Annotated in this window: 18 protein-coding genes; 11 read left to right on the top strand and 7 right to left on the bottom strand. The window is 55.6% G+C overall.

Annotated features, from left to right (window positions below; genetic code table 11):
• Window positions 1-221 precede the first annotated feature (221 nt).
• The 3 genes from AC2T6E_RS02535 to AC2T6E_RS02525 all read left to right on the top strand — a co-directional run bounded on the left by AC2T6E_RS02535 (window position 222) and on the right by AC2T6E_RS02525 (window position 5,802).
• Window positions 222-2,288: an FG-GAP repeat domain-containing protein gene (locus AC2T6E_RS02535; RefSeq protein ID WP_486691184.1), complete on the top strand. Its 2,067-nt coding sequence runs from the start codon at window positions 222-224 to the stop codon at window positions 2,286-2,288.
• A 176-nt stretch (window positions 2,289-2,464) separates the two neighbouring features.
• Window positions 2,465-4,630, top strand: a complete 2,166-nt coding sequence (locus tag AC2T6E_RS02530) for a type I secretion system permease/ATPase (RefSeq protein ID WP_108417514.1) — start codon at window positions 2,465-2,467, stop codon at window positions 4,628-4,630.
• The gene (locus AC2T6E_RS02525; protein ID WP_108417513.1) at window positions 4,627-5,802 is read left to right on the top strand and encodes an HlyD family type I secretion periplasmic adaptor subunit; all 1,176 of its coding nucleotides are present in this window, start codon (window positions 4,627-4,629) and stop codon (window positions 5,800-5,802) included. The genes AC2T6E_RS02530 and AC2T6E_RS02525 overlap by 4 nt, the downstream gene beginning before the upstream one ends.
• Before the next feature lie 35 nt (window positions 5,803-5,837).
• Here the strand turns inward: AC2T6E_RS02525 and AC2T6E_RS02520 are convergent, their stop codons facing one another.
• Window positions 5,838-6,722 (bottom strand): MarR family transcriptional regulator, encoded by an 885-nt coding sequence (locus AC2T6E_RS02520; RefSeq protein WP_486690439.1) that lies wholly within the window; start codon window positions 6,720-6,722, stop codon window positions 5,838-5,840.
• Between the two features lie 289 nt (window positions 6,723-7,011).
• Between AC2T6E_RS02520 and AC2T6E_RS02515 the strand changes: the two genes are divergently transcribed.
• A complete protein-coding gene (locus AC2T6E_RS02515; RefSeq protein WP_325842470.1) occupies window positions 7,012-8,475 on the top strand; it encodes an EAL domain-containing protein in 1,464 nt (487 codons plus the stop codon).
• 25 nt (window positions 8,476-8,500) lie between these two features.
• Here AC2T6E_RS02515 and AC2T6E_RS02510 read toward each other — a convergent pair whose 3' ends face one another.
• Both AC2T6E_RS02510 and AC2T6E_RS02505 read right to left on the bottom strand, forming a co-directional pair.
• Window positions 8,501-8,773: an ElaB/YgaM/YqjD family protein gene (locus AC2T6E_RS02510; protein ID WP_316466138.1), complete on the bottom strand. Its 273-nt coding sequence runs from the start codon at window positions 8,771-8,773 to the stop codon at window positions 8,501-8,503.
• A gap of 134 nt (window positions 8,774-8,907) precedes the next feature.
• Window positions 8,908-9,384, bottom strand: a complete 477-nt coding sequence (locus AC2T6E_RS02505; RefSeq protein ID WP_089601340.1) for a GNAT family N-acetyltransferase — start codon at window positions 9,382-9,384, stop codon at window positions 8,908-8,910.
• Window positions 9,385-9,478: 94 nt separating this feature from the next.
• Here AC2T6E_RS02505 and AC2T6E_RS02500 point away from each other — a divergent pair, with 94 nt between their 5' ends.
• Window positions 9,479-10,399: a LysR family transcriptional regulator gene (locus AC2T6E_RS02500; protein WP_486690436.1), complete on the top strand. Its 921-nt coding sequence runs from the start codon at window positions 9,479-9,481 to the stop codon at window positions 10,397-10,399.
• Between the two features lie 28 nt (window positions 10,400-10,427).
• Here the strand turns inward: AC2T6E_RS02500 and AC2T6E_RS02495 are convergent, their stop codons facing one another.
• Window positions 10,428-11,000 (bottom strand): YqhG/Tai3 family protein, encoded by a 573-nt coding sequence (locus AC2T6E_RS02495; RefSeq protein ID WP_486690434.1) that lies wholly within the window; start codon window positions 10,998-11,000, stop codon window positions 10,428-10,430.
• 237 nt (window positions 11,001-11,237) lie between these two features.
• Between AC2T6E_RS02495 and AC2T6E_RS02490 the strand changes: the two genes are divergently transcribed.
• The 3 genes from AC2T6E_RS02490 (at window position 11,238) to AC2T6E_RS02480 (ending at window position 14,514) form a co-directional block, all read left to right on the top strand.
• Entirely contained in the window at window positions 11,238-11,513 is a 276-nt protein-coding gene (locus tag AC2T6E_RS02490; protein WP_486690432.1) for a metal/formaldehyde-sensitive transcriptional repressor, read from the top strand.
• A 30-nt stretch (window positions 11,514-11,543) separates the two neighbouring features.
• On the top strand, window positions 11,544-12,662 hold the full coding sequence (locus tag AC2T6E_RS02485; protein WP_010430994.1) for an S-(hydroxymethyl)glutathione dehydrogenase/class III alcohol dehydrogenase: 1,119 nt from the start codon (window positions 11,544-11,546) through the stop codon (window positions 12,660-12,662).
• A gap of 160 nt (window positions 12,663-12,822) precedes the next feature.
• Entirely contained in the window at window positions 12,823-14,514 is a 1,692-nt protein-coding gene (locus AC2T6E_RS02480; RefSeq protein WP_042715441.1) for a methyl-accepting chemotaxis protein, read from the top strand.
• Between the two features lie 119 nt (window positions 14,515-14,633).
• Here the strand turns inward: AC2T6E_RS02480 and AC2T6E_RS02475 are convergent, their stop codons facing one another.
• Window positions 14,634-17,018, bottom strand: a complete 2,385-nt coding sequence (locus AC2T6E_RS02475; RefSeq protein WP_486690429.1) for a glucose/quinate/shikimate family membrane-bound PQQ-dependent dehydrogenase — start codon at window positions 17,016-17,018, stop codon at window positions 14,634-14,636.
• Between the two features lie 261 nt (window positions 17,019-17,279).
• Complete coding sequence (locus AC2T6E_RS02470; protein ID WP_100166697.1) at window positions 17,280-18,203, bottom strand: LysR substrate-binding domain-containing protein; 924 nt, start codon at window positions 18,201-18,203, stop codon at window positions 17,280-17,282.
• Window positions 18,204-18,430: 227 nt separating this feature from the next.
• Here AC2T6E_RS02470 and hglS point away from each other — a divergent pair, with 227 nt between their 5' ends.
• Both hglS and AC2T6E_RS02460 read left to right on the top strand, forming a co-directional pair.
• Window positions 18,431-19,774, top strand: coding sequence for a 2-oxoadipate dioxygenase/decarboxylase HglS (hglS, locus tag AC2T6E_RS02465; protein WP_212473915.1), 1,344 nt, complete (start codon window positions 18,431-18,433; stop codon window positions 19,772-19,774).
• A gap of 42 nt (window positions 19,775-19,816) precedes the next feature.
• The gene (locus AC2T6E_RS02460) at window positions 19,817-21,322 is read left to right on the top strand and encodes a carboxylesterase/lipase family protein (protein WP_486690426.1); all 1,506 of its coding nucleotides are present in this window, start codon (window positions 19,817-19,819) and stop codon (window positions 21,320-21,322) included.
• On the opposite strand, the gene AC2T6E_RS02455 is transcribed toward AC2T6E_RS02460, so the two are convergent.
• Entirely contained in the window at window positions 21,309-22,151 is an 843-nt protein-coding gene (locus AC2T6E_RS02455; RefSeq protein ID WP_108417506.1) for a LysR family transcriptional regulator, read from the bottom strand. The genes AC2T6E_RS02460 and AC2T6E_RS02455 overlap by 14 nt on opposite strands.
• Window positions 22,152-22,264: 113 nt before the next feature.
• On the opposite strand from AC2T6E_RS02455, the gene AC2T6E_RS02450 reads away from it, so the two are divergent.
• Window positions 22,265-23,434 (top strand): pyridoxal phosphate-dependent aminotransferase, encoded by a 1,170-nt coding sequence (locus AC2T6E_RS02450; protein ID WP_010431010.1) that lies wholly within the window; start codon window positions 22,265-22,267, stop codon window positions 23,432-23,434.
• Window positions 23,435-23,439 lie beyond the last annotated feature (5 nt).

Raw genomic sequence — 23,439 nt, 5'->3', positions numbered from 1 at the left:
CCGGCGGCGCGGTGGTGATCGACCCGGATCACAACACCTGGTATCTGCAGATCCCGGACGGTGATGCGCTGAGCGTGTCGAGCTACAGCGTGACGGCGCAGGTGAAGAGCAGTGCGGGTAACGGCAATACCACCGGTACGGCGACAGGCAGCCTGGTGATAGATACCACCTCGGTGAATACCGACTGGGCGACCACGGCAGGGAACAGCAACAACTCCACCATGACCCTCGGCATGAACAGCAGCGGTCTGTGGAACATCATTGCTAACGGTCAGTCTTACTCCAGCAGCGATAGCTCGACCTATGCCGGAAATACGCTGACCAACACCCGCGGCTACTACGCGGTGAGCCAGACCGCCGCTGACTTTGACCGTAACGGCACGCAGGATATCTTCGCGACGGAAAATACCTACGCTGGCTCTACGCAGGTGATGTGGACCTATGATGGCAGCACCTATAACGCCAGCCAGCTGGCGATGGGGACCACCATCTGGTACGGCGGCGTCATTGCCTACGATAAAACCGGGGATGGCTATCTGGATCTGGCGTACGGCGATGCCGGTGCTGACTCCATCACGTATCTGATCAATAACAATGGGGTACTTTCGCCTGACGGTACCTACGGCGGCGCGGGATTCTGGGGACAATTCACCACCATGCGTGAGATCTCCGGCGTCGATATTAACAATGACGGCACCGTGGATGTGGTTCAGCACACCAACCGCAGCGGCGCGTACTCGTTAACCGTGATCAACAACAACGGCAACGGCACGCTCTCTATCGGCCAGAACCTGACCAACGTGTTTGTGGTTAACGCCGCGAACACCACCACGGCAGCATCCATGACGTGGGCGGACTTCAACGGCGATGGCTACATGGATCTGTACCTGGGCAGCAGCTACAACAACAACGGCGGGGTGATCTACTACAACGACGGTACCGGGACGCTTTCTGCTACCAAGAGCGCGGTGGAAGCCTCTAACGCCACGGCGGGGTATCTGTCGGTGGCGGTGGACTGGAACGGCGACGGGCAGATGGACATCATCAAGCTCAGCACCTACGGCGGCTCGCAGACGGCGACCCTGTTCACCAACAACGGTTACGGCTCCACCTGGACCTCAAGCCAGCTGGTTTCGGGCCTGGCGAACGTCACCGGCGTGGCGGCAGTGGACTACAACTGGGACGGCGCGCAGGATCTGCTGGTGTCGCAGCAGAACGGCAAGGTAGTGCTGGTGCAAAACAGCAAAACCATTGCTGACGGCACCGCGATGCATCTGCACATTGTCGATAGCGAGGGCATCAACGCCTACTACGGCAACACGGTCAATCTGTACAACGCCGCGGGCGTACTGGTGGCGTCGCAGATCATCAACGCCCAGTCCGGTATTGGCTCGAACGATACCTCTGCGCTGGTGAGCTTCTACGGGCTGGATCCGAATGAAACCTATTCGGCTGAGATCCTGAAGATCACCAACGGTGTGTCGGATAACGTCACCTGGAGCGGTCTGGAAGCGGGTAACGGCAAAGAGGGCTACGTTCTGACGGCCGAAGCCGCCACCGGCGGCCACAGCGGGACCCTTACCGGGACCGGGTATAACGACACCTTTATCGCAGAGGATGGCACCTATACCTACAACGGTTCCGGCGGCTGGAATACCCATTCCGACTACGACACCTGGAGCAACACCGGCGGGATGGACGTGGTGGATTATCGCAATGCGACCTCCGGCGTGACCGTTGACCTGCGCCTCTCTACCGCACAGGACACCGGGTTCGGTACGACACGACTGCTCAACATTGAGGGAATTAACGGCTCGAACTTCGACGACGTCATTACCGGCAACAGCGGTGATAACCAGTTCGAAGGCCGCGGCGGGAACGACACCTTCAACATCGGCAGCGGCGGTCACGATACGTTGCTCTACAAGCTGATCAACGCGTCTGACGCCACGGGCGGTAACGGTCACGACGTGGTGAACGGCTTTACGGTCGGCACCTGGGAAGGGACCGCGGACACGGATCGTATCGACCTGCGCGATCTGCTCTCCGGCAGCGGCTATACCGGCACGGGTTCGGCGAGCTACGTGAACGGCGTGGCCACGCTGGACAGCAGCGCGGGCAATATCAGCGATTACATCCGCGTGGTGCAGAACGGCAGCAACACCGAGATCCAGGTGGACCTGGACGGGACGGGCGGCCAGTTCTCGCCAACCACCCTGGTGACGCTGAACGGCGTGCAGACGGATCTGGCGACGCTGCTGGCGAACCATCAGCTGTTAATTGCGTAAAACAACGCCGCGGGGAGCGAGCCTCGCGGCTTTTTGCGTTTCTTTACACGAATAGCCATAACCCTATATTTCACAAGATTATTTTGCGGGCTCGTTTAGGAAGTGTTCGATTCTCAATCATCCCGTGAAGGTATCATTTCAGTGCGAAATTATCGCCCTGAACAGGACGTAGCATTATGAAGACACATCCACAGTACGAACCCTGGCTGCAGGGCATGCTCATCATCGCGAAGCACTATCGGCTGGACTTTTCGGCGGAGCACGTTCGGGTCACGATTAACCATGAAAGTCAGTCTCCGCGCCAGCTGGTGCTGGAGGAGATGGCGCGCCAGCTTGGGCTGGGGATGCGTGTGGTGGCGGCTGAAGCGGTATCCCTCGACCCGTGGCGCCTTCCGCTGCTGGCGGAGTTCACCGGCGGACAAATCGCGGTCATTAACCGCATGGACAGCGAAGGCAACGTCAGCCTGCAGTTTAGCGGCGACGCGGGGCTGGAGACGACCCTGACGCGTGACGAACTCGGGGCGCGGTTAAAGGGGCTGATGGTGTTGCGCCCGCTCGAATCCACGCCGGATGCTCGCGTGGACGACTACATCAAACCCTATGAGAAAAACTGGTTCTGGCAGCTGGCGCTGAAAGACTGGCGACGCTACAGCGACATCATGCTGGTGGCGCTAGTCGCTAACGTGCTGGCGCTTTCCGGCATGGTCTTCTCCATGCAGGTCTACGACAGGGTGGTGCCGTCGCAGTCGGAAGCCACGCTGTGGGTGCTGTTTGGCGGCGTGATGATTGCCATTCTGTTCGAATTCATCATGCGCATGCTGCGCGTGCATATTTCTGACGTGGTGGGGAAACGCGCCGACCTGCGTATCTCAGAACGCGTGTTTGCCCACGCGCTGCGGATTAAAAACGGCGCGCGATCCAAATCAACCGGATCGTTTATCGCGCAGATCCGCGAGCTGGAGTCGGTGCGCGAGCTCATCACCTCGACCACCATTGCGGCCATTTCCGATCTGCCGTTCTTCCTGCTGTTCGTCTTCATTCTGTGGATGATCGGCGGGCCGCTGGTGCTGGTGGTCCTGCTCGCCGTGCCGCTGCTGCTCATTCCCGGCCTGCTGGTGCAGCGCCCGCTGGGGAAACTCTCCAGCGAAGGGATGCGCGAATCGGCCATTCGTAACGCCACGCTGGTAGAAGCGGTGCAGGGCCTTGAAGACATTAAGCTGATGCGCGCCGAACAGCGTTTCCAGAACCAGTGGAATAACACCAACGACGTCGCCGCCAGCGTCGGCATGAAGCAGCGCTGGCTGACGGGTCTGCTGCTCACATGGACGCAGGAGGTCCAGTCAATCGTCTATGCGGTGGTACTGCTGGTGGGCTGTTATCTGGTCATCAGCGGAGACATGACCACCGGTGCGCTGGTGGGAACCTCGATTCTGGCATCGCGCACTATCGCGCCGCTGTCGCAGATCTCAGGCGTGCTCTCGCGCTGGCAGTCGGCAAAAGTGGCGCGCAAGGGGCTGGACGACCTTATGCAGCGCCCGATTGACGACCCGCAGCACGGTAAGAAGGTGCACAAAGCCCACCTGCGCGGCGACTATAGCCTTGAGGACGTCGGGTTTTATTACGACGAGGAAGAAAAACTCACCGTGCTCAACATCAGCAAGCTGCAGATCCGCGCCGGAGAGCGCGTGGCGGTGCTTGGGCGTAATGGCTCCGGTAAAAGCACGCTGTTACAGCTTCTGGCAGGCATGCAGGAGCCGCAGCAGGGGAGCATCCTGCTCGACGATATTGCCCTCAATCATCTGGACCCGGCCGACGTGCGTCGCGACATGCAGCTGCTTAGCCAGCAGGCCCGACTGTTCTTTGGCTCCGTGCGGGACAACATCCTGATGGGCAACCCGCTGGCCACCGACGACGAGATTCATCAGGCGCTGGTCAACAGCGGCGCGCTGGAGTTTGTGCGCAAGCAGAAAATGGGGCTGAACACCATCATCAACGAGGGCGGAACGGGCCTCTCCGGCGGACAGCGTCAGGCGCTATTGCTGGCGCGCGCGCTGATCGTCTCACCCAATATCCTGCTGCTGGACGAACCGACCGCCTGGCTGGACGAAATGAGCGAGAAGCAGTTCATACAGCATCTCCATAAATGGCTGGGTAAACGCCGGACGCTGGTGGTAGCGACGCATCGCCTGCCGATTCTGGATTTGGTCGACCGCATCATCGTGCTGGAAAACGGCAAGGTGGTGATGGACGGCCCGCGCGATGCGATCCTGCACCAGCACGGTATGGCACCGCAGAAAGCCGTACAGCGTACCGTCACCATGAAAACGGAGGGCGTGGCATGAATGATTTCTCTCGCTTTAACAGCCGTCTGAAAGAGCCGCGCCTGCCGCGCGCGTCACTGGTCGCATGGTCACTCTTTGCCCTGCTGACGGTCTTTATCGCCTGGGCGAGCCTGTTCAAGCTGGATGAGGTGACGACCGGCAACGGTAAGGTGATCCCGTCCTCCCACGAGCAGGTGATCCAGTCCCTGGAAGGGGGGATTATCCACAGCCTGATGGTTCGCGAGGGCGATATTGTTGAACGCGGCCAGCAGCTCGCGCAGCTTGACCGGACAAAAACCGAGTCCAGCGTGCTGGAGAGCGAATCTCGCCTGAATGCGGCGCTGGCAACGGCAGCGCGCCTGAAGGCAGAGGTGAACGACACGGAACTTGCGTTCCCGGAAGAGCTGGATGACGACGTTGAGCTGGTTAAACAGGAAACGGCGCTCTACCAGTCCCGTCGTGAGAGCCTCGAAAAAGGGCTGGCCGGTTTACGTCAGGGGGCCGAACTGGTGCAGCGCGAGCTGTCCTTAACCCGTCCGCTGGTGACCCAGGGGGCGGCCAGCAAGGTTGAGGTGTTACGTCTTGAGCGTCAAAAAAATGAGCTTGAGAATAAAATCACCGAGATGAAAAACCAGTATTACGTTCGCGCCCGCGAAGAGCTGGCGAAAGCCAACGCGGAGATTGAAGCCCAGCGTTCGGTGATGAAAGGGCGTGAGGACTCCCTGACCCGGCTGACCTTCAATGCGCCGGTTCGCGGGATCGTGAAGGATATTGACGTGACAACCGTGGGAGGCGTTATCCCGCCGAACGGCAAGCTGATGAGCCTGGTCCCGCTGGACGATCAGATGGTGGTCGAAGCGAAAATCTCCCCGCGCGATGTGGCGTTTATTCATCCAGGCCAGAAAGCGCTGGTGAAAATTACGGCCTATGACTACTCCATTTACGGCGGGCTGGAAGGGGAAGTGACCATGATTTCGCCGGACACCCTGCAGGATGAGGTGAAAAGGGATGTCTACTATTATCGCGTTTATATTCGCACCGACAGTAACCATCTGACCAATAAGCAAGGTCAGGAATTTCCGGTCTTTCCGGGCATGATTGCCACTGTTGATATTAAAACCGGCAGTAAAACCATTCTGGATTATCTGTTGAAGCCGCTGAACAAGGCGAAAGAGGCGCTGCGCGAAAGATAAAATAGTGGCGTTCGGGAGCCCGAACGCCATGTGAATTATACCGTTGACGTCACGTTGTTGAGGTGGCGTCGTTCTTTCGGAACCACGTTGATGTAATGCGTGACATACGCAAAATACAAACCGGCATAGTTTTCCACCAGTTCGATAAAGGCCGGGTAAATCGACATCCTTCCATCACCCCGATCTTTAAGATAGCCCGCCTCTTGCGCCGTTTTGATAATTCGGTTGACGTGAATGCGTGAAACAAAAAATTCTTTAGCGAGCGTGCTGGCAGAATAATCAATAATTGCACCGTGTGCTGATTTGTTTTTTACCGCCTGCAGATAAAGATATAGCATAATCATTCGGCCTCCGTCTTTATCGATAAATAACCCCACTTCCGGTAAAACCTTCCTGAACGTTAATCCCCGAAAAAGGTATTCCGCCGCGCGGCGGAAAAAATTATTTCTTAAAATATCATTGTCCAGCAAATTGACGTCAATATTAAACGCAGGATACAGAATGCTGACGGGTATAAATGCGCCGGACATATAGCGTTTAAGTTCATTCAATCCTTTTTCGGTTGGGGCAATTCTTGTTTTTCGCCTGTCTTCCGTACAGCGCCAGGTCCTGATGCGCCCGGTGGTTCGCAGTATCGTAATGATCGCAATGACGCTGTTGGGGCTGGCTATTTTATAGCGTGAACATAACGCTTTAATCTCTGAAACGGACTCGGCCTGATTTCCAAAAATAAAACAACACATGGAGAGAATAATGTTAAACCGTGATTCCTGCAGCATAGTCTTGTAGAACAAAGGTTGTTTTTTGTAGATGGTATCATTAATTGTGTAGTGCTCTAATACTGCCTCACCGAATCGCGGGTTGTTCTTTATAACATCCCTTCGATGTAGCAAGGCCCTGGATGAGATGTGATTATCCATAGCGTTTTTCTCGTGTTTATTGAACCGATAGATGAAGTGTTAAGCCTTCTTTTTCGGAATATTCATTATACCTGAGAAAATGTTGTTTGCGGTCGTTATTTGAAAAGAAAGATATATTTACAGTCATGGTAATGGGCGGGTGATTAACGCAAAAATGTTCCGGTTAATGGCGTCGATAACGATATCTTAACCACTCGGCGTGCTGTAAAATCATTATTCAAGCCAGGTGTATTCAGTTTTTTGCATTTATAAAAAATGAGATTGGCGCTTTCGTGCCCAGGAGCAGGTTATGACTCAAAAAACGTCTCTCAGAAATGCTGCTTGCGATGAGCAAAAATTTGTCATCTCAACCTGTTGTTTCACATTTCAGGGATATTGTCTGCTGCTCAAACAGTATGGGATAAACGCCTCACTTATTCACTTTGAGGAAGATGAGGTGCGCCAAGGAGATCTTGATGATGTCGTTAAAAATCAGCATGCTAGTGTTTCAGTATTTCTTGGGAAGGGCGTTGTGGAACTTCTTGCCAGCCTGAAGCGGCTGGCATCAGTGCTGAACGCGCTGCCCGTTATTCGACGCGTAACCCTGTATGGTGACATCCCCGATGGCTGGCTCTATTGTACGCTGAGAAGTCTTTTAAATAATAGCCAGCAATTGTCATTGATTCGTATATCCAGCGTTGCTGATTTGGCATCCGGCCTCACTATTCGCGGCGAAAAGCTTAAGGACCGTTCGCGCTTATTACGCAGCCAATATATGGCATCCGCCAATCAGGTGAAAATAAAAGGGTTAACAAAAAGAGAGATTGATGTTTTATTACGTTTCTACCGGGGGATGTCCGTAAAAGAGCAGTGTGAAAGGGCGGGGTTGTCTAATAAAACTATTTATACTCACCGTAAGGAAGGGGTGAATAAATTACATGTGATTAGACAATGGCTAAACGATCCGCACAATTTCAGAGCGGAAAGCCGTGACGTCCTGCCCAATAAAAATGAAGGATTCACCGATAAAGAAGTCGATATCTATAACGCACTGTTGAAAAGAGAAATATTTCCAGCGTATCAGATCATTACCGATCGTGATAAAAAAGGGGTAGGCTTTGAGATACTTATTCGCTGGAATAAAAACGGTAAAATTGTTAAGCCCGCCAGCTTCCTTAATGATATCTCACATCATGAAATATGGTTAAAGATTACGGCGCTGGTCATCCACGCCGCCGTTTGTGGAATTAATAAATATAATGGGAAGTTTTATTTTTCCGTGAATATTCCACCTCGTCTGGCCTCCGGGAATGCCTTGCCGGATATGGCCAGGAAGGCCACCGGCATGCTGCTCAAACCGCAGTGGGCGGAAAAGCTGGTGTTTGAGTTCGCGGAAAGCATTGATGTGATGAAGGACAGCAGGATCCCTGAAACCATGCGTCTCCTGCGGAACACGGGGTGTAGATTATTTTTGGACGACTGCTTCTCCAACCATCACACCCTGTTCCCCGTCAGGCAGGTGCATTTTGACGGGCTGAAGCTAGACCGGGATATCGTCGAACATTTTGTGGCAAATGATAATGACTACCATCTTATCAAAGCGATACAAATTTATAGCGACATGACCGGAACGGATTGCATCGCAGAGGGCGTTGACAGTGAAGAGAAGTTTGAAAAGTTAGTTGAGCTGGGGGTGAAAAGCTTCCAGGGTTATTATCTGTCACGGGCTGTGAAAGAGGAGGAATTAGACAGGATGGTAAGAATGTTTAGCTAGAAAATAAAGCCCCGGAGGGCCTTTATTATTTGCGTCCCAGCAGCAGACCGAGAACAATACCCACAGCACCGGCGGCAATGAGACCGGTTAGGGGATTATTCTTAACCGATTCCGTTACGTCAGAAACGGCATCGCTGGCCTGGGCGGCATATTTTCTCGCCGCACCTTTGACCTGATGCTTTGGTGAATCTACGAATTCACCAAACTGCTGCTGCGCTGAACCTGCCAGTTCATCAAGCTTATTTTTGGCTTTGTCTTCAGCGAACTGGGTGTTTTTATCGGCATTGATATCAGACATGTTTACCTCCTTTAGTGAGTAATTAAAGGATAGCCGCTCTTTGCCGATGTGAGAGACGAAAGGATTATTTCGGCCCCTGGCAGGGCTGTTTTCGGATATATCTCTGTGCGTGAGACTCGCACAGAGAGACGCTGTTATTCGGCAAAACTCAGCAGCGCTTCGCCGTCAAGACGATAGCGAACCCATTCAGACTGCGGCAGCGCGCCTATGCTCAGGTAAAAATCAATGGCGGGCTGGTTCCAGTCCAGCACGCTCCATTCAAGGCGGCCGCACTGCCGTTTTACCGCGAGCTGCGCGATATGTTTCAGCAGCGCTCTTCCCGCGCCTTTTCCACGATAATCCGGGGAAACGTACAGGTCTTCCATATAAATACCGTTGCGTCCTAGCCAGGTAGAATAGCTGGTGAAGAATACGGCATAGCCGGCGATCTTACCCTCATATTCCGCGATCAACGCTTCGGTTTGACTGCCGGTACCAAAGAGCGTTTCCCGGATCTCCTCTGGTGTGGTCACGACTTCCTCCGGCGCTTTTTCATACACCGCGAGCTCGTAGATCATGGCGTAAATTGCCGCTGCATCTTCGGGACGGGCCTGACGAATGGTTATGCTCATTGTTTTTCCTGTTTTTTTAGCCTGTATTTCGATTGATGGCGTTAAGCATACGGAGTATTGTCCGAAGAATTAAGTGCAATGAAATCAACAAACGATGAATAGTATGCATCCGGCACTGAGACGCCTTGATTTAAACCTGCTGCCCGTTTTCGACGCGATTTACCGCCACCGTTCCGTTCGGCGGGCCGCTGATGAGCTGGCGATGAGTACTTCGGCACTGAGCCATGCGCTGTCGCGTTTACGCATCACCCTTAATGACCCGCTATTTTTTCGGGAAGGGCATCGCATGTCCCCCAGCGTGTATGCCACTCAGCTTGCGCCTTCAATTGCTTCCGCATTGTCGTTCCTGAATCATGAGCTGACCCCGCAGCCGGAGTTTGACCCGGCCAACAGTACCGAAAGCCTACAAATTGGGATTACGGACTTTACCGCGCTGTGCATTTTCCCGGCGCTGATGCACAAACTGCAGCTTTCTGCCCCGGGTTTGCGTTTCGAATTACGCTATCTGCCGCACAGCCCGGCGCTGACGGAACTGCTGGCGGGCGAAGTGGATCTCGCGCTGGGGTTCAGCACTCAGGATGATATCCGGCACCCGGAACTGGAAGAGATCGACTGGTTTGAAGATGAGTATGTGGTCATCAGCAACGCACGCCGGACGCGTCTGACGCTGGAGGATTATCTCGCAGCACGACACCTGGTGGTGACGCCATGGAATGAGAAGCAGGGCGTTCTGGACGTGCGGCTTGAGCAATTGGGCTATACCCGACAAATCGCGATCAAAACGCCGTCGATGCTCAGCGCGCCCTTTATCGTTGCGGAAAGCGACCTGCTGATGGCGATCCCCCGTTTTGCCGCTGAGAAGCTGGCTGCGGCAGCGGACCTGAGGATTTTTCCTTTACCGTTTTCGATACGCACGTTTGACGTAAAAATTTACTCGCATAAACGCAGCGGCCAGCGGGGCGCGACCCGTTGGCTTAAGGAGGCGCTGCAAACGCTGGCGCAGGCTGGCCGCTAAACGCCAGAATCCTGACCGAACTTGCTAATTATGGAGAGGTAATACCGGCCGCATATCGTTGTGCGGCAGCAATCGCCTTGTCGTCAAAAATATACTGTTCGAAATGATGGCTCACGTCAGTTACGCGATAAATTTTCCATTTACCATCTTCTGTACGCAGATACACTTTTAGCTGCAGTTTCCGCTCATTACCCACACCCAGCTGAACGTTAACAACTTTTCCGGACGCATAGGTAATCGCATTGCTTACGCTTAGGTCAGGGATCCACTCCGCCGCAAAGTCCTGCGTATAGGTAAAATAGTCGGTACCGATAATTTCCTGCTCATAGAGAGAGGATATTTTCTGCAGTCGGGAGAGCGTGTCTTGCGCAATATAGTCACGCATTTTTAGTGAATCGAGATTATCTTCTTTGCTGTCTGTGACGAAAGCCATGAGGTAGAACGTATAAAAATCATGTGTACGTTTTTCCGGCGTAATCATCTGTGTTGCACAGCCCGTCAGCAACAGGCACATCAAAAGAACGTGACGCATTAGTTTTCCCTGTAAATCTTGTAAGCAGGGCGTGCTGAACGAAGCCGCTGCGTGTTTGTTCCATGCCATATGTTAAGTCCTGTTGTATATGAAAGCGTCACTAAACAACGAGGTTTTTTATTTTGTTAGACAAATAATGTCATTAAAAAATCAACCATTTCAGTTTGTTATCTCTTGATTGATTTTATTTGCTTGGTTTATGAGATGCAGTTGATGCGCTGCTGTTGTTGCAACATGAATTGGGAGGTTTACATCCTCAGACAAGTAAAATACCATACCCCCCTATAGTATCTTAACGGAGGGCGTATGCCGCATTCATCCGAAGATAAAAAACGCATTCTCACGCGCGTCCGTCGCATTCGGGGCCAGGTTGATGCCCTGGAACGTGCGCTGGAAACGGGCGATCCCTGCCTTGCCATTTTGCAGCAAATCGCCGCCGTGCGCGGCGCTGCCAATGGCCTGATGGGCGAAATGGTCGAAATTCACCTCAAAGATGAGCTGGTGACGGGGGAGACAACCCCGGATCAGCGGGCAGTTCGGATGGCGGAAGTCGGCCATTTGCTGCGCTCTTATCTAAAATAAACCCACAGACATCACATAAGGGAAGTCATTATGAAATCACGCGCAGCCGTCGCATTTGGTCCAGGCCAGCCGCTAAAAATCGTTGAAATCGACGTTGCACCGCCAAAAAAAGGCGAAGTGCTGATCAAAATCACCCATACCGGCGTGTGCCATACCGATGCGTTTACGCTGTCCGGTGACGATCCGGAAGGCGTTTTCCCGGCAGTGCTTGGCCACGAAGGTGGCGGTATCGTGGTTGAAGTAGGTGAGGGCGTGACCAGCCTGAAGCCGGGCGATCATGTTATTCCTCTCTACACCGCAGAATGCGGCGAGTGTAAGTTCTGTAAATCTGGCAAAACCAATCTCTGTCAGGCCGTTCGCGCCACCCAGGGCAAAGGCCTGATGCCGGACGGTACTACGCGTTTCTCCTACAACGGCGAGCCGATTTATCACTACATGGGCACCAGCACGTTTAGCGAGTACACCGTCTGTGCGGAAATTTCACTGGCGAAGGTCAACCCGCAGGCGCCGCTGGATAAAGTCTGCCTGCTGGGCTGCGGCGTGACCACCGGTATCGGTGCGGTACACAATACGGCGAAAGTGAAAGAAGGCGATACCGTTGCGGTGTTCGGTCTCGGTGGGATTGGTCTGGCGGTGATCCAGGGCGCGGTGCAGGCGAAAGCAGGCCGTATCATTGCTGTCGACACCAACCCGGAGAAATTCAAGCTGGCGGGTGAAATGGGCGCGACCGATTTTGTGAACCCGAAAGATCACGAAAAGCCGGTGCAGGACGTGATTGTTGAGCTCACCGACGGCGGCGTTGATTTTAGCTTCGAGTGTATCGGCAACGTGAACGTCATGCGTTCCGCGCTGGAGTGCTGCCACAAAGGCTGGGGCGAAAGCATCATCATCGGCGTGGCGGGTGCGGGTCAGGAGATCAAAACGCGTCCATTCCAGCTGGTGACCGGTCGCGTATGGCGCGGTTCGGCGTTTGGCGGCGTGAAAGGGCGTACCCAGCTGCCGGGAATGGTTGAAGATGCGATGGTCGGCAAAATTCAGCTGGATCCGTTCATTACGCACCGTTTACCGCTGGAGCAGATCAACGAAGCTTTCGATCTGATGCATGAAGGTAAATCCATTCGTACCGTCATTCATTTCGGCGACAAGTAACTCTTCTGCCAGCGGTTTTTCGCCGCTGGCGTTTCTTTAATAATCTTCTCTAAAGTGTGACCAGTGCGGCGTTTTTAGCCGTAATCTAAATCCCTGCCGTGCCGATGACTATCTAACAGGCGTGTTTTTACGCATCTTACCTATAAGAGAGTCGACGGTCATGGACAACACAACTTCGATGCAGGCGCAGCGCAAGCTGGGCTTCTTGCATCACATCAGGCTGGTTCCGCTGTTTTCCTCCATTCTCGGTGGCATTATTCTTCTGTTTGCCTTGAGCGCAGGTCTGGCGGGGTATTTCCTGTTGCAGGCTGATACCGATCAGCAGGATGTCACAGCAGAAATTCAGGTGCGTATGGGGCTTTCGAACAGCTCCAACCATTTACGTACCGCGCGAATCAATATGATCCATGCCGGTGCGGCCAGCCGTATCGCGGAAATGGAGGCGATGAAGCAAAACATCAGCGAGGCGGAAACGCGCATCAAGCAATCGCAGTCAAGCTTTACCGCCTATATGAATCGCGCCGTGCGCACCTCTGCGGACGAAGCGCTGGATGCTGAGCTGAAAGCACGCTACGACGCCTATATTGCGGGGCTGCAGCCGATGGTCAAATTTGCCAAAAACGGCATGTTTGAGGCGATCATCAATCATGAAAACGAAACCGCGCGTCCACTGGATGACGCCTACAACGCCGTCCTGCTGAAGGCCATCAAAATCCGTACCGATCGTGCCAGCGCGCTAACCGCTCAGGCCCACACCCGTACACAGCTAGGGCTGATGTTTATGGTCGGCGCGTTTGCGCTGGCGCTGGTGTTAACGGCCATGACCTTTGTGGTGCTGCGCCGGACGGTGATTAACCCGCTTCAGCGTGCAGCCACCCGCATTGAGAATATCGCGAAAGGTGATTTAACCATGCCGGACGATCCGACAAGCCGGAGCGAAATCGGTCGCCTGACGCGGGATCTGCAAACCATGCAGCATTCGCTGGTGACCACCGTAGGCACCGTGCGCCAGGGGGCTGAAGAGATTTATCGCGGCACCAGCGAGATCTCTGCGGGAAATACCGACCTCTCTTCTCGTACCGAACAGCAGGCAGCCGCGATTGAGCAGACCGCCGCCAGCATGGAGCAGTTGACCGCAACGGTGAAACAGAACGCCGATAACGCCCATCATGCCAGCAAACTGGCGGAAGATGCCTCCGGTAAAGCCAGCCGCGGCGGCCAGATGGTGTCCGGCGTGGTGAAAACGATGGGCAATATCTCGACCAGTTCGAAGAAAATTTCAGAAATTACCGCCGTGATTAACAGCATTGCCTTCCAGACCAACATTCTGGCGCTGAACGCTGCCGTCGAAGCGGCGCGCGCAGGCGAGCAGGGACGAGGCTTTGCAGTGGTGGCGAGTGAAGTGCGCACGCTGGCAAGCCGCAGCGCCAACGCCGCGAAAGAGATTGAAAGCCTGATCAACGAGTCGGTGACCCTGATTGACCAGGGGTCGGGTGAAGTGGTCGCGGCGGGGAACACCATGAATGAAATCGTCGAGGCGGTGAAGCGCGTCACCGATATCATGCTGGAAATTGCTGCCGCGTCCGACGAGCAGAGCCGTGGTATTGTCCAGGTGAGCCAGGCCATTTCTGAGATGGATAAAGTCACCCAGCAAAACGCCTCGCTGGTGGAAGAAGCCTCAGCGGCCGCGGCATCACTGGAAGAACAGGGTGCGCGTCTGACCGAGGCTGTCGGGGCGTTTCGACTTAACGGTGCAACGGCGGGGCGTGCGGTAGCGTCTGCGCCAGTGGCGAAGGGTGTGCCATTGCGCCCAGCGGCTACGGTTTCCGGGGATAACTGGGAGACGTTCTGAGTTGCGGGTTTGTCGGGTGGCGCTGCGCTTACCCGACCTACAAAAAACGTGTCAGTAGGCCCGCGTAAGCGCAGCGCCACCGGGCAAAAAAAGGGACCTTTCGGTCCCTTTTTCATGTGTTACTTCTTATCGGGTAACGCATAGGCGATAACGTAATCACCGCGATCCGGCGACTGACGTGCTCCGCCTGCATTAATGATGATGTACTGCTTACCCGTTTTCGGTGAAACGTAGGTCATCGGCCCGGACTGGCTGCCTACCGGCAGACGGTCTTTCCAGATCTCTTTCCCGGTGGCGGTATCAAACGCGCGCAGGTAGAAATCCTGAGTACCGGCGAAGAACAGCAGGCCAGACTGCGTGGAGAGCGATGCGCCAAGGGTTGGCATGCCGATTGGGATTGGCATATGCATACGAATGCCCAGCGGACCGGTATCTTCCACGGTGCCGACAGGAACCTGCCACACCAGCTTGCCGGATTTCAGATCGACCGCTGACATGGTGCCAAACGGCGGTTTCTGGCACGGAATACCCAGCGGTGACAGGAAGCGTTCGCGCATCGCGCCGAACGGCGTGCCGTCCATCGGTACAATCCCCATCTCAATGCCGCTGGCATTTTTCGCAACATTCGCGCGAGGAACCATATAGTTCGCCAGACCCAGACGCATATCGTTGACGAACATCAGGCCGTTGTTCGGGTCAACCGACACGCTGCCCCAGTTCATCCCGCCGAGGGAGCCCGGGAACTGCAGGGAACGGTCCAGACCCGGCGGGGTGAAGACGCCCTGATGACGCATCTCTTTAAACTGAATACGGCACAGCAGCAGGTCAACAGGCGTCGCCCCCCACATGTCGGATTCAGTCAGCGTCTGGTTGCCAATCATCGGCATGCCCACGGAATACGGCTGGGTTGGAGAGTAGCGTTCCCCCTCAACGTTACCCGCCGGAACAGGACGTTCTTCTACCTTCGCCACCGGCTTACCGGTTTCGCGGTTAAGCATGAAGATCATGCCCTGCTTGCTGGTCTGCACCAGTACCGGCGTGGTGCCACCTTTACCGTCAGGGAGATCGTACAGCAGCGGCTGGGAAGGCAGGTCAAAGTCCCACAGATCGTGGTGGGTGGTCTGGAAATGCCAGCGCACCTGACCGGTCGTTGCATCGACGGCCACGATGGAGGAGCTGTATTTGTCGTCCAGCGCGGTACGTTCACCCGCCCAGAAGTCCGGAGTGGCGTTGCCGGTTGGCAGATAAATCAGATTGAGTTTTGCATCGTAAGACATGGCTGACCAGACGTTCGGCGTGCCGCGCGTGTAGGTCTGGCCTTCCGGCGGCAGGCCGGTGAGGTTCGGATTTCCCGGATCCCACGCCCAGGCCAGCTTGCCGGTGTGAACGTCGTAGGCGCGCACTACGCCCGGCGGTTCGCCGGTGGAGAAGTTATCCGCGACGCGACCGCCGACGACAACGACATTCCCGGCCACCAGCGGCGTGGAGGTCTGCTGATAATACCCGGGCTTAATTTCGCCCATGCCGACGCTCAGATCCACGGTGCCGTGGTCGCCGAAGTCTTCGCAGACCTTGCCATTATCCGCGTTGATGGCAATCAGGCGGGCATCGGTAGTCGGCAGGAACAGGCGGCGAGGGCATGCCGCAGGCTGTGTTTCCGTCTGTGAGGCCGTCACGCTTGAGCGATCTTCAAAATAGCCCAGACCGCGGCAGCGCTGCCAGTTAGGGGCCGTCGCTTTGGCATCGTAACGCCATTTTTCTTTACCGGAATCGACGTCCAGCGCCAGCACTTTGCTGTACGGCGTACAGACATACAGCGTGTCGCCAATCTGTAACGGGGTGTTCTGATCTTCCGCGCCCGAGCCGTTGCTCTGCGGGATATCCCCGGTGTGCGCAACCCAGGCGACCTTCAGATCGCTGACGTTTTGCTTATTAATCTGGTCCAGCGCGGCGAAACGGTCACCGTGGGTCGTGTTCCCCCAGTGCGCCCAGTTTTTCTGCTGCTCGCCTTCGGCGACAGGTTTTACCGGCACCGATTCATTCGCGGCAACCAGCGTCTGCGGCTTAAACATCCAGCCCAGGCTGACCAGCATGACCACGGCCAGCACGGCGGCAATGCCAAAAGCGGGCGCTTTGTTAACTGGCTCACGGGTATTCGCGGCGCGCAGGAAGGGCCACACAATCGCGCACAGGAACGCCAGCACGGCGAAGGTGAATAGGCGGGAAAAGAGCGGCCAAAAATCCCAGCCTGCATCGCTTACCGCCCAGAATAACGAGGCGATAAACGCGATACCATACAGCACCATGCCGCTGGTGCGGTTGGTGAATATCAGGATGGCAGCAATTACCATCACCGCACCCATGATCAGGAAGTACAGGCTTCCGCCCACCGTTGCGAGCTTCAAGCCCAGCCCGCCGACTGCCAGACCGATGAGCATCATCAGTCCGACAAGGAGCCACTGCAGGATACGAGGTAACCCGCGTGGCGCGCTGCCAAATGCCATGTCTATCTCCTTAAATACGCCCGCCCGTCTGGTGTGCTGTGCGCATCTGTACCAATTGGGTCATGCAGGACGGGCGTTATGATGTTTTTACCGTTTGAATAGCGTGAAATTCACTCGTATAAATTCGTGTGCGAACCATTTGGTGAATTCGCGGCTATGATAAAACTGTTAAATTGTTTTACGCAATTGTTAATGAATGATTTCGCATTATTTGCCCAGGAGAAGGTAAACCCGCCTTTACGGCGGGTCAGGGCAGGGACATCAGGCTGGCATGGACTTGCGGATCGCGCTTAACAGCGCTTGTGCGCCTGAGGAGAGAGGGGCATCAACACGGGTCAGGATCCCAATAGGTTCCCCGGCTCCCGGCGAGGTCACCGGGAGTGCGGTCAGGGTGCCACGACGTAAATCGTCTTTGACAGCACCTGAGGGGACGAACCAGACGTAGTCATAGTCCACGGTAAGCTGGCGCGAAAGAGAGGCTGACAGGGTTTCAATGCAGCCCGACGGGAGCGTGCACCCCTGCATTTCGAGTAGCGTTTCGGCACTCTGACGCGGAACCGTACCTTTTGGTGACACAACAACCGGCCACTCCATGACGCGGCTCAGGGTCACGGTATCCTGCAAAAGCGGGTGATCGGGACGGACAACCAGCTTGAGTGATTCCAGGAACAAGAGTTCGTAATTGAGGCCGCTCATCAGTTCCGGATCGGACATTCTGCCAATACCCAGATCCAGCTCGCCCGCTTTCAGCCCGGCAAGCAGCATCGTGTTATTCATGGTGGCGACCTGAATCGTGGCGTGCTTTTGCAGCTTGTGAAACTGACCAATCACCGCGGGCAAAATGCCCAGCGCCGCGGTAGGAAGCGCGCCCACGCGCACGATATCGCTGGCAGGTTCCTCTTTCCGGTTCAACGCCTGGCCTGCGGTGTTGAGGGCATCCAGCACTTTTACCGCGTGCGTCAGAAATTGCTCACCCACGAGCGTGAGCTGTGCGCCCAGACGACCGCGATCGAAGAGCCGCGTTCCGGTAAGCTGTTCCAGCTCGTTCAGGGTTTTTGAAAGTGCAGGTTGACTCAGGTTAAGGGTTTCAGCCGCTCGCCCCAGCGTTCCCTGTTGAGCGACGGCCACAAATGTATGCAAATGGCGCAAGCGTATGCGCTGACTGAACAGACCATTTTTTTCCATAGGCGATGTTAAAAACAGAGCGATGCGGGTGACAAGTTAAGTTGTTTGATTTTGATAACTTGATAGCAAAATATTTTTAACATTTGATCTATTTGAGTTACAACCTGTTTTTGGTCATGCACAGGCTTTGACCACTCGTCTGCCTGGATCACAATTCGTAAATTCTTCCCGCCGGAAGGAACGGGCTTCTCTACACTCCAGGTAATATTCACTGGAGGCATGACATCATGGCGAACACCATCACGGCTGATGATATTCGGGAACACTTTTCGCAGGCTATGTCGGCGATGTACCAGCAGGAAGTTCCGCAGTACGGCACCTTGCTGGAACTGGTGGCGGACGTTAACCTGGCGGTTCTTGAAAATAATCCACTCTTACATGAACAGCTGGCGAACGCGGATGAACTCGCGCGCCTGAATGTCGAACGTCACGGCGCAATTCGCGTCGGCACCGCGCGGGAACTGTCCACCTTGCGCCGCATGTTCGCCATTATGGGAATGTATCCGGTCAGCTATTACGATCTCTCTCAGGCGGCGGTGCCTGTCCATTCCACGGCATTCCGCCCGGTGGACGATGCGGCGCTGTGTCGTAATCCGTTTCGTATTTTTACCTCGCTGCTGCGCCTGGAGCTGATTGAAAATGTCGAGCTGCGCGAACGTGCCGCCGGGATCCTCGCCCAGCGGAACATTTTCACGCCGCGTTGCCTGGAACTGATCGCGCTGCATGAGTCAGTAGGCGCATTCACTGAAACGCAGGCGCGCGAGTTTGTTCAGGAAGCGCTGGAAACATTCCGCTGGCATAGCCACGCAACGGTCGACCAGGAAACCTATCTGGCGCTGAGCAAAGAACATAAGCTGATTGCCGACGTGGTGTGCTTCCCCGGTTGCCACATTAACCATCTGACCCCACGCACGCTGGATATCGACCGGGTGCAGGAGCTGATGCCGAAGTACGGCATTGAGCCCAAAATCCTGATTGAAGGGCCGCCGCGCCGTGAGGTGCCGATCCTGCTGCGTCAGACCAGCTTTAAGGCGCTGGAAGAACCGGTTCTTTTCGCCGGGGAACATAAGGGAACGCATACCGCACGCTTCGGTGAAATTGAACAGCGTGGCGTTGCGCTGACGCCGAAAGGTCGCGAGCTGTACGACAGTCTGTTAAGCCAGGCCGGTACCGGTAAAGATAACCTTACGCACCAGCTGCATCTGCGCGAGGTGTTTAGCGCATTTCCGGACAGTGAAATGTTCCTGCGCCGTCAGGAGCTGGCCTATTTCCGCTATCGCCTGACGCCAGCGGGTGAAGCGCATCGCCACGCGTTTCGACCGGGAGACGATCCGCAGCCGCTGATCGAACGCGGCTGGGTGGTTGCTCAACCCATAACGTATGAAGATTTTCTGCCGGTTAGCGCGGCGGGTATTTTCCAGTCCAACCTCGGAAATGAAACGCAGGCGCGCAGTCAGGGAAATGCCAGCCGCGAGGCCTTTGAAGCGGCGCTGGGCTGTACGGTATATGACGAATTCACGCTCTATCAGGAGGCGGAAGCGCGCAGCAAACAGCGTTGCGGTTTGCTCTGAAATCGTTACTCTGCAGGGGTGTGATGGAAAAAGAAGGTGGTTATGCAAAATCCCTCCGCCCCTGTGGTTGAAACGCGCCAGGGCGCACTGACTGGTTTTACAGACAACAATATTCATGCGTGGTGTGGGATCCCCTACGCTGCCCCGCCCGTGGGCGACTGGCGCTGGCGCTCTCCGCGTCCGCCGGAAAGCTGGGAGGGCGAACGGCAGGCAACGACGTTTTCGCCCTCAAGCTGGCAAAGCATTGAGTACTGCAAAGAGCTGGGCGGCGGCGATCCCGGCCAGTTCTCGGAAGATTGTCTCTATCTTAACGTCTGGTCTCCCGTCGATCGGGCCGGGCTGCTTCCGGTCATGGTCTGGCTGCACGGCGGCGGGTTCACGATTGGCGCGGGTAGCCTGCCGCCCTACAACGGTAAAGCGCTGGCATCGCGCGGCGTGGTGGTTGTGACGATCAACTACCGTCTGGGTCATCTCGGCTTTTTCGCGCATCCGGCGCTGGAAGGCGAAGAAAGCCGCGTGGTGCATAACTTTGCGTTACTTGACCAGATCGCCGCGCTGGAGTGGGTGCGGGATAACATTGCCGCATTTGGCGGGGATCCGAACTGCGTGACGCTGTTTGGTGAATCTGCGGGCGCGCGCAGCGTGTTGTCGCTGATGGCATCGCCGCTGGCGGAAGGATTGTTCCATAAAGCGATCGTGCAAAGCGGGTACACCTTACCGGATACGCCGCGCGAGAAAGCCCTGCAAAAAGGGGAAGCGATAGCAACGCATTTTGGGCTAGAGAACGCCACCGCCGGGCAGCTGCGCGCGCTGCCGCCTGAGGCCTTCTGGCCGCTCACGTCACCGCTGAACGTTGCGCCTGCGCCCGTCGTTGGGGATTGCGTCCTGCCGGAAGCGATGCTGGATGTGTTCTTTGCCGCGCGACAGCATCCTGTTCCGCTAATGATGGGTTCAAACAGCGATGAAGCCAGCGTGATGGCGGTGTTTGGCGTGGATCTTGCCGGGCAAATTCAGAAGCTTCGCCAGGAACGACGCTTTGGCCTGGGGCTGATTAAGCTGCTCTATCCGGGCGTGAAGGGGGATGAAGAGCTGGGCAGACAGGTGTGCCGTGATATGGCCTTTACCACGATGGGCTATGTGGCGATGCAGGCTCAGCAGCGTGTGGGCGGACTGTGCTGGCGCTACTGGTTTGATTATGTCGCGGAAGCGGAACATGGCACCTATATCAACGGTGCCTGGCACGGCAATGAAGTGCCTTACGTGTTCGATACCTTGGGTCAGGTGGAGCCTTCTCGTCAGTACGTGAACGAACGCGATCTGCAGTTTGCTGCCCAGGTCGCGGATTACTGGGTGAGCTTCGCGCGTGAGGCCGGGGCGCAGGACAGCTTATCCGGACCGGTGCACTGGCCCGCCTGTCGCAAAGGGCGCGACGTATTGATGCGTATTGGAGTGAATAAACATGCAGGTTTCAGGCTTGAAAACCGCTTTATGCGCGCCCGCATGAGTCTCTTCAAACGAGTGATGAAGCACCACGTCAGCCTCGATTAAGCAAACAGGCGCGAAACGCCGCCAGACCGTTTTCTTCGCCTGGCGTTTCGCGCAGTACCAGCCGGTAGCTCGCGCCGGTTTTTATGCTTGTCTCATAAGGCCGCAACAGCCTTCCTGCGCGAACATCTTCCGCCACCAGCGTTTCGTCAGCAATGGCGACGCCGAGTCCCTGAATGGCAGCAGTAATGGCGAGATCCATGGTGTCGAAGTGTTGATTTTTGTGCATAACAAACGCCGGGCTTTCCTGTTTCGCCAGCCACAATGACCAGTCGGTTTTATCTCTTGTCGGATGAAGAAAAGTCAAGGCGCCCAGCGCTGCGCCTGCCCGGAGTGGGCTAAGCACCGGCGTCAGCGCTTCTTCAAACAGCAAATCGCCCGCGCTCATGTGGGTACCGAAAACAATGGCGGCATCGTAAGATTCGGTTTTGAAATTGACGTTGTGATCGGTCGTGGTGGTCAACGCAATTTGCAGATCCGGCTGTTCGCGCTCCACGTCCAGCAGCCGGGGAATGAGCCAGCGCATGGCGCAGGTCGGCGCTTTCAGGCGAATGACGGTCTGGTGCGCCCGCGCCCGATCCGCAACGTTCAGTAACTGCGTAAAGGCCGATTGCATTTCCGGAAGCAGGGCGCTGCCCTGGGGAGAGAGCCGCAGCCCGCGCGCATGGCGTTCGAACAGGGGAAAGCCAAACCACGCTTCGAGTGAGGCAATTTTGCGGCTCACGGCACCCTGCGTCAGGCAAAGCTCCTGCGCCGCATGGGTAAGGTTCAGATGACGCGCGGTGATCAAAAAGGCGTCGATGGCATTAAGCGGGAATGAACGGCGCGACATACTACACCTCAGCTATGCGTTTTTCTCATGGCTATTATGACAACAATTCGATTGTCCCGACAGCAGAGTTATTGTTTGAATAGTTATGCAACAACAATGAGAAGGGATAGAGGATGACTTTACAGACACCGGTGCAAACCCGTTCAAAATTGCCTGACGTGGGGACCACGATTTTTACCGTTATCGGGCAGCTTTCTGCACAGCATAACGCCATCAACCTTTCTCAGGGCGCGCCCAATTTTTCCTGCGACCCAAAGCTTATCGCCGGTGTCACCCGCGCCATGGAGGCGGGGCATAACCAGTACGCGGCAATGACGGGCCTGACCTCCCTGAAAGAACGCATTGCGGAAAAGATTGCCACGCTTTACGGCACCCGGTATGACCCCGGCAGTGAAGTGCTCGTAACTGCCAGTGCCAGTGAAGGGCTCTACTCGGCCATCAGCGGGCTGGTCCATCCTGGCGATGAGGTGATTTACTTCGAACCGTCATTTGACAGCTACGCGCCGATAGTCCGGTTGCAGGGGGCGACACCCGTTGCCATTAAGCTGACCGTTCCGGATTTTGCCGTTAACTGGGACGAAGTTCGCGCCGCGATTACGCCGCGCACGCGTATGATCATCATCAACACGCCGCATAATCCGAGTGGTCAGGTCTTCTCAGCGAACGATCTGCAACAGCTGGTGGCGGTGACCCGTAATACCGACATCATTATTTTGTCTGACGAAGTGTACGAGCACGTCGTTTTTGACGGCGAGCCGCACCATGGCATGGCGACGCATCCGCAGCTGGCGGAGCGCAGCGTGATTATCTCATCGTTCGGAAAAACCTATCACGTCACCGGCTGGCGAGTGGGTTACTGTGTTGCCCCGGCGGTGCTGATGGACGAGATTTGTAAAGTCCATCAATTTTTAATGTTTTCTGCCGATACGCCAATGCAGCACGCGTTTGCTGAACACATGGTCGATCCGCAAACCTGGCTGTCGCTCTCTGCATTCTATCAACGCAAGCGCGACCTGCTGCAAAGTTTGCTGGCGGAATCACCGTTCCGACTGCTGCCAAGTGCCGGATCGTTCTTCCTGCTGGCGGATTACAGCCATTTCAGCGACGAGCGGGACAGCGAGATGGTCAAACGGCTGATCGTTGAGTGTGGCGTGGCCACCATTCCGCTGTCGGCGTTTTACGCGGACGGCACGGATAATAAATTGATTCGTCTCTCTTTTGCCAAAGATGAGGCGACGTTACGGGCAGGTGCCCAGGCCCTGTGTCGGGTTAAACCACGCTGAGGAGT

The organism is Enterobacter sp. B79-1, assembly GCF_057444735.1.
This window is presented reverse-complemented; position numbering and strand designations above follow the sequence as displayed.

What these genes read in the sequence shown, in the direction of transcription:
- AC2T6E_RS02535 (WP_486691184.1), top strand. Translation starts at nt 222, where the DNA reads ATGACCCTCGGCATGAACAGCAGCGGTCTGTGGAACATCATTGCTAAC.
- AC2T6E_RS02530 (WP_108417514.1), top strand. Translation starts at nt 2,465, where the DNA reads ATGAAGACACATCCACAGTACGAACCCTGGCTGCAGGGCATGCTCATC.
- AC2T6E_RS02525 (WP_108417513.1), top strand. Translation starts at nt 4,627, where the DNA reads ATGAATGATTTCTCTCGCTTTAACAGCCGTCTGAAAGAGCCGCGCCTG.
- AC2T6E_RS02520 (WP_486690439.1), bottom strand. Translation starts at nt 6,722, where the DNA reads ATGGATAATCACATCTCATCCAGGGCCTTGCTACATCGAAGGGATGTT.
- AC2T6E_RS02515 (WP_325842470.1), top strand. Translation starts at nt 7,012, where the DNA reads ATGACTCAAAAAACGTCTCTCAGAAATGCTGCTTGCGATGAGCAAAAA.
- AC2T6E_RS02510 (WP_316466138.1), bottom strand. Translation starts at nt 8,773, where the DNA reads ATGTCTGATATCAATGCCGATAAAAACACCCAGTTCGCTGAAGACAAA.
- AC2T6E_RS02505 (WP_089601340.1), bottom strand. Translation starts at nt 9,384, where the DNA reads ATGAGCATAACCATTCGTCAGGCCCGTCCCGAAGATGCAGCGGCAATT.
- AC2T6E_RS02500 (WP_486690436.1), top strand. Translation starts at nt 9,479, where the DNA reads ATGAATAGTATGCATCCGGCACTGAGACGCCTTGATTTAAACCTGCTG.
- AC2T6E_RS02495 (WP_486690434.1), bottom strand. Translation starts at nt 11,000, where the DNA reads ATGGCATGGAACAAACACGCAGCGGCTTCGTTCAGCACGCCCTGCTTA.
- AC2T6E_RS02490 (WP_486690432.1), top strand. Translation starts at nt 11,238, where the DNA reads ATGCCGCATTCATCCGAAGATAAAAAACGCATTCTCACGCGCGTCCGT.
- AC2T6E_RS02485 (WP_010430994.1), top strand. Translation starts at nt 11,544, where the DNA reads ATGAAATCACGCGCAGCCGTCGCATTTGGTCCAGGCCAGCCGCTAAAA.
- AC2T6E_RS02480 (WP_042715441.1), top strand. Translation starts at nt 12,823, where the DNA reads ATGGACAACACAACTTCGATGCAGGCGCAGCGCAAGCTGGGCTTCTTG.
- AC2T6E_RS02475 (WP_486690429.1), bottom strand. Translation starts at nt 17,018, where the DNA reads ATGGCATTTGGCAGCGCGCCACGCGGGTTACCTCGTATCCTGCAGTGG.
- AC2T6E_RS02470 (WP_100166697.1), bottom strand. Translation starts at nt 18,203, where the DNA reads ATGGAAAAAAATGGTCTGTTCAGTCAGCGCATACGCTTGCGCCATTTG.
- hglS (WP_212473915.1), top strand. Translation starts at nt 18,431, where the DNA reads ATGGCGAACACCATCACGGCTGATGATATTCGGGAACACTTTTCGCAG.
- AC2T6E_RS02460 (WP_486690426.1), top strand. Translation starts at nt 19,817, where the DNA reads ATGCAAAATCCCTCCGCCCCTGTGGTTGAAACGCGCCAGGGCGCACTG.
- AC2T6E_RS02455 (WP_108417506.1), bottom strand. Translation starts at nt 22,151, where the DNA reads ATGTCGCGCCGTTCATTCCCGCTTAATGCCATCGACGCCTTTTTGATC.
- AC2T6E_RS02450 (WP_010431010.1), top strand. Translation starts at nt 22,265, where the DNA reads ATGACTTTACAGACACCGGTGCAAACCCGTTCAAAATTGCCTGACGTG.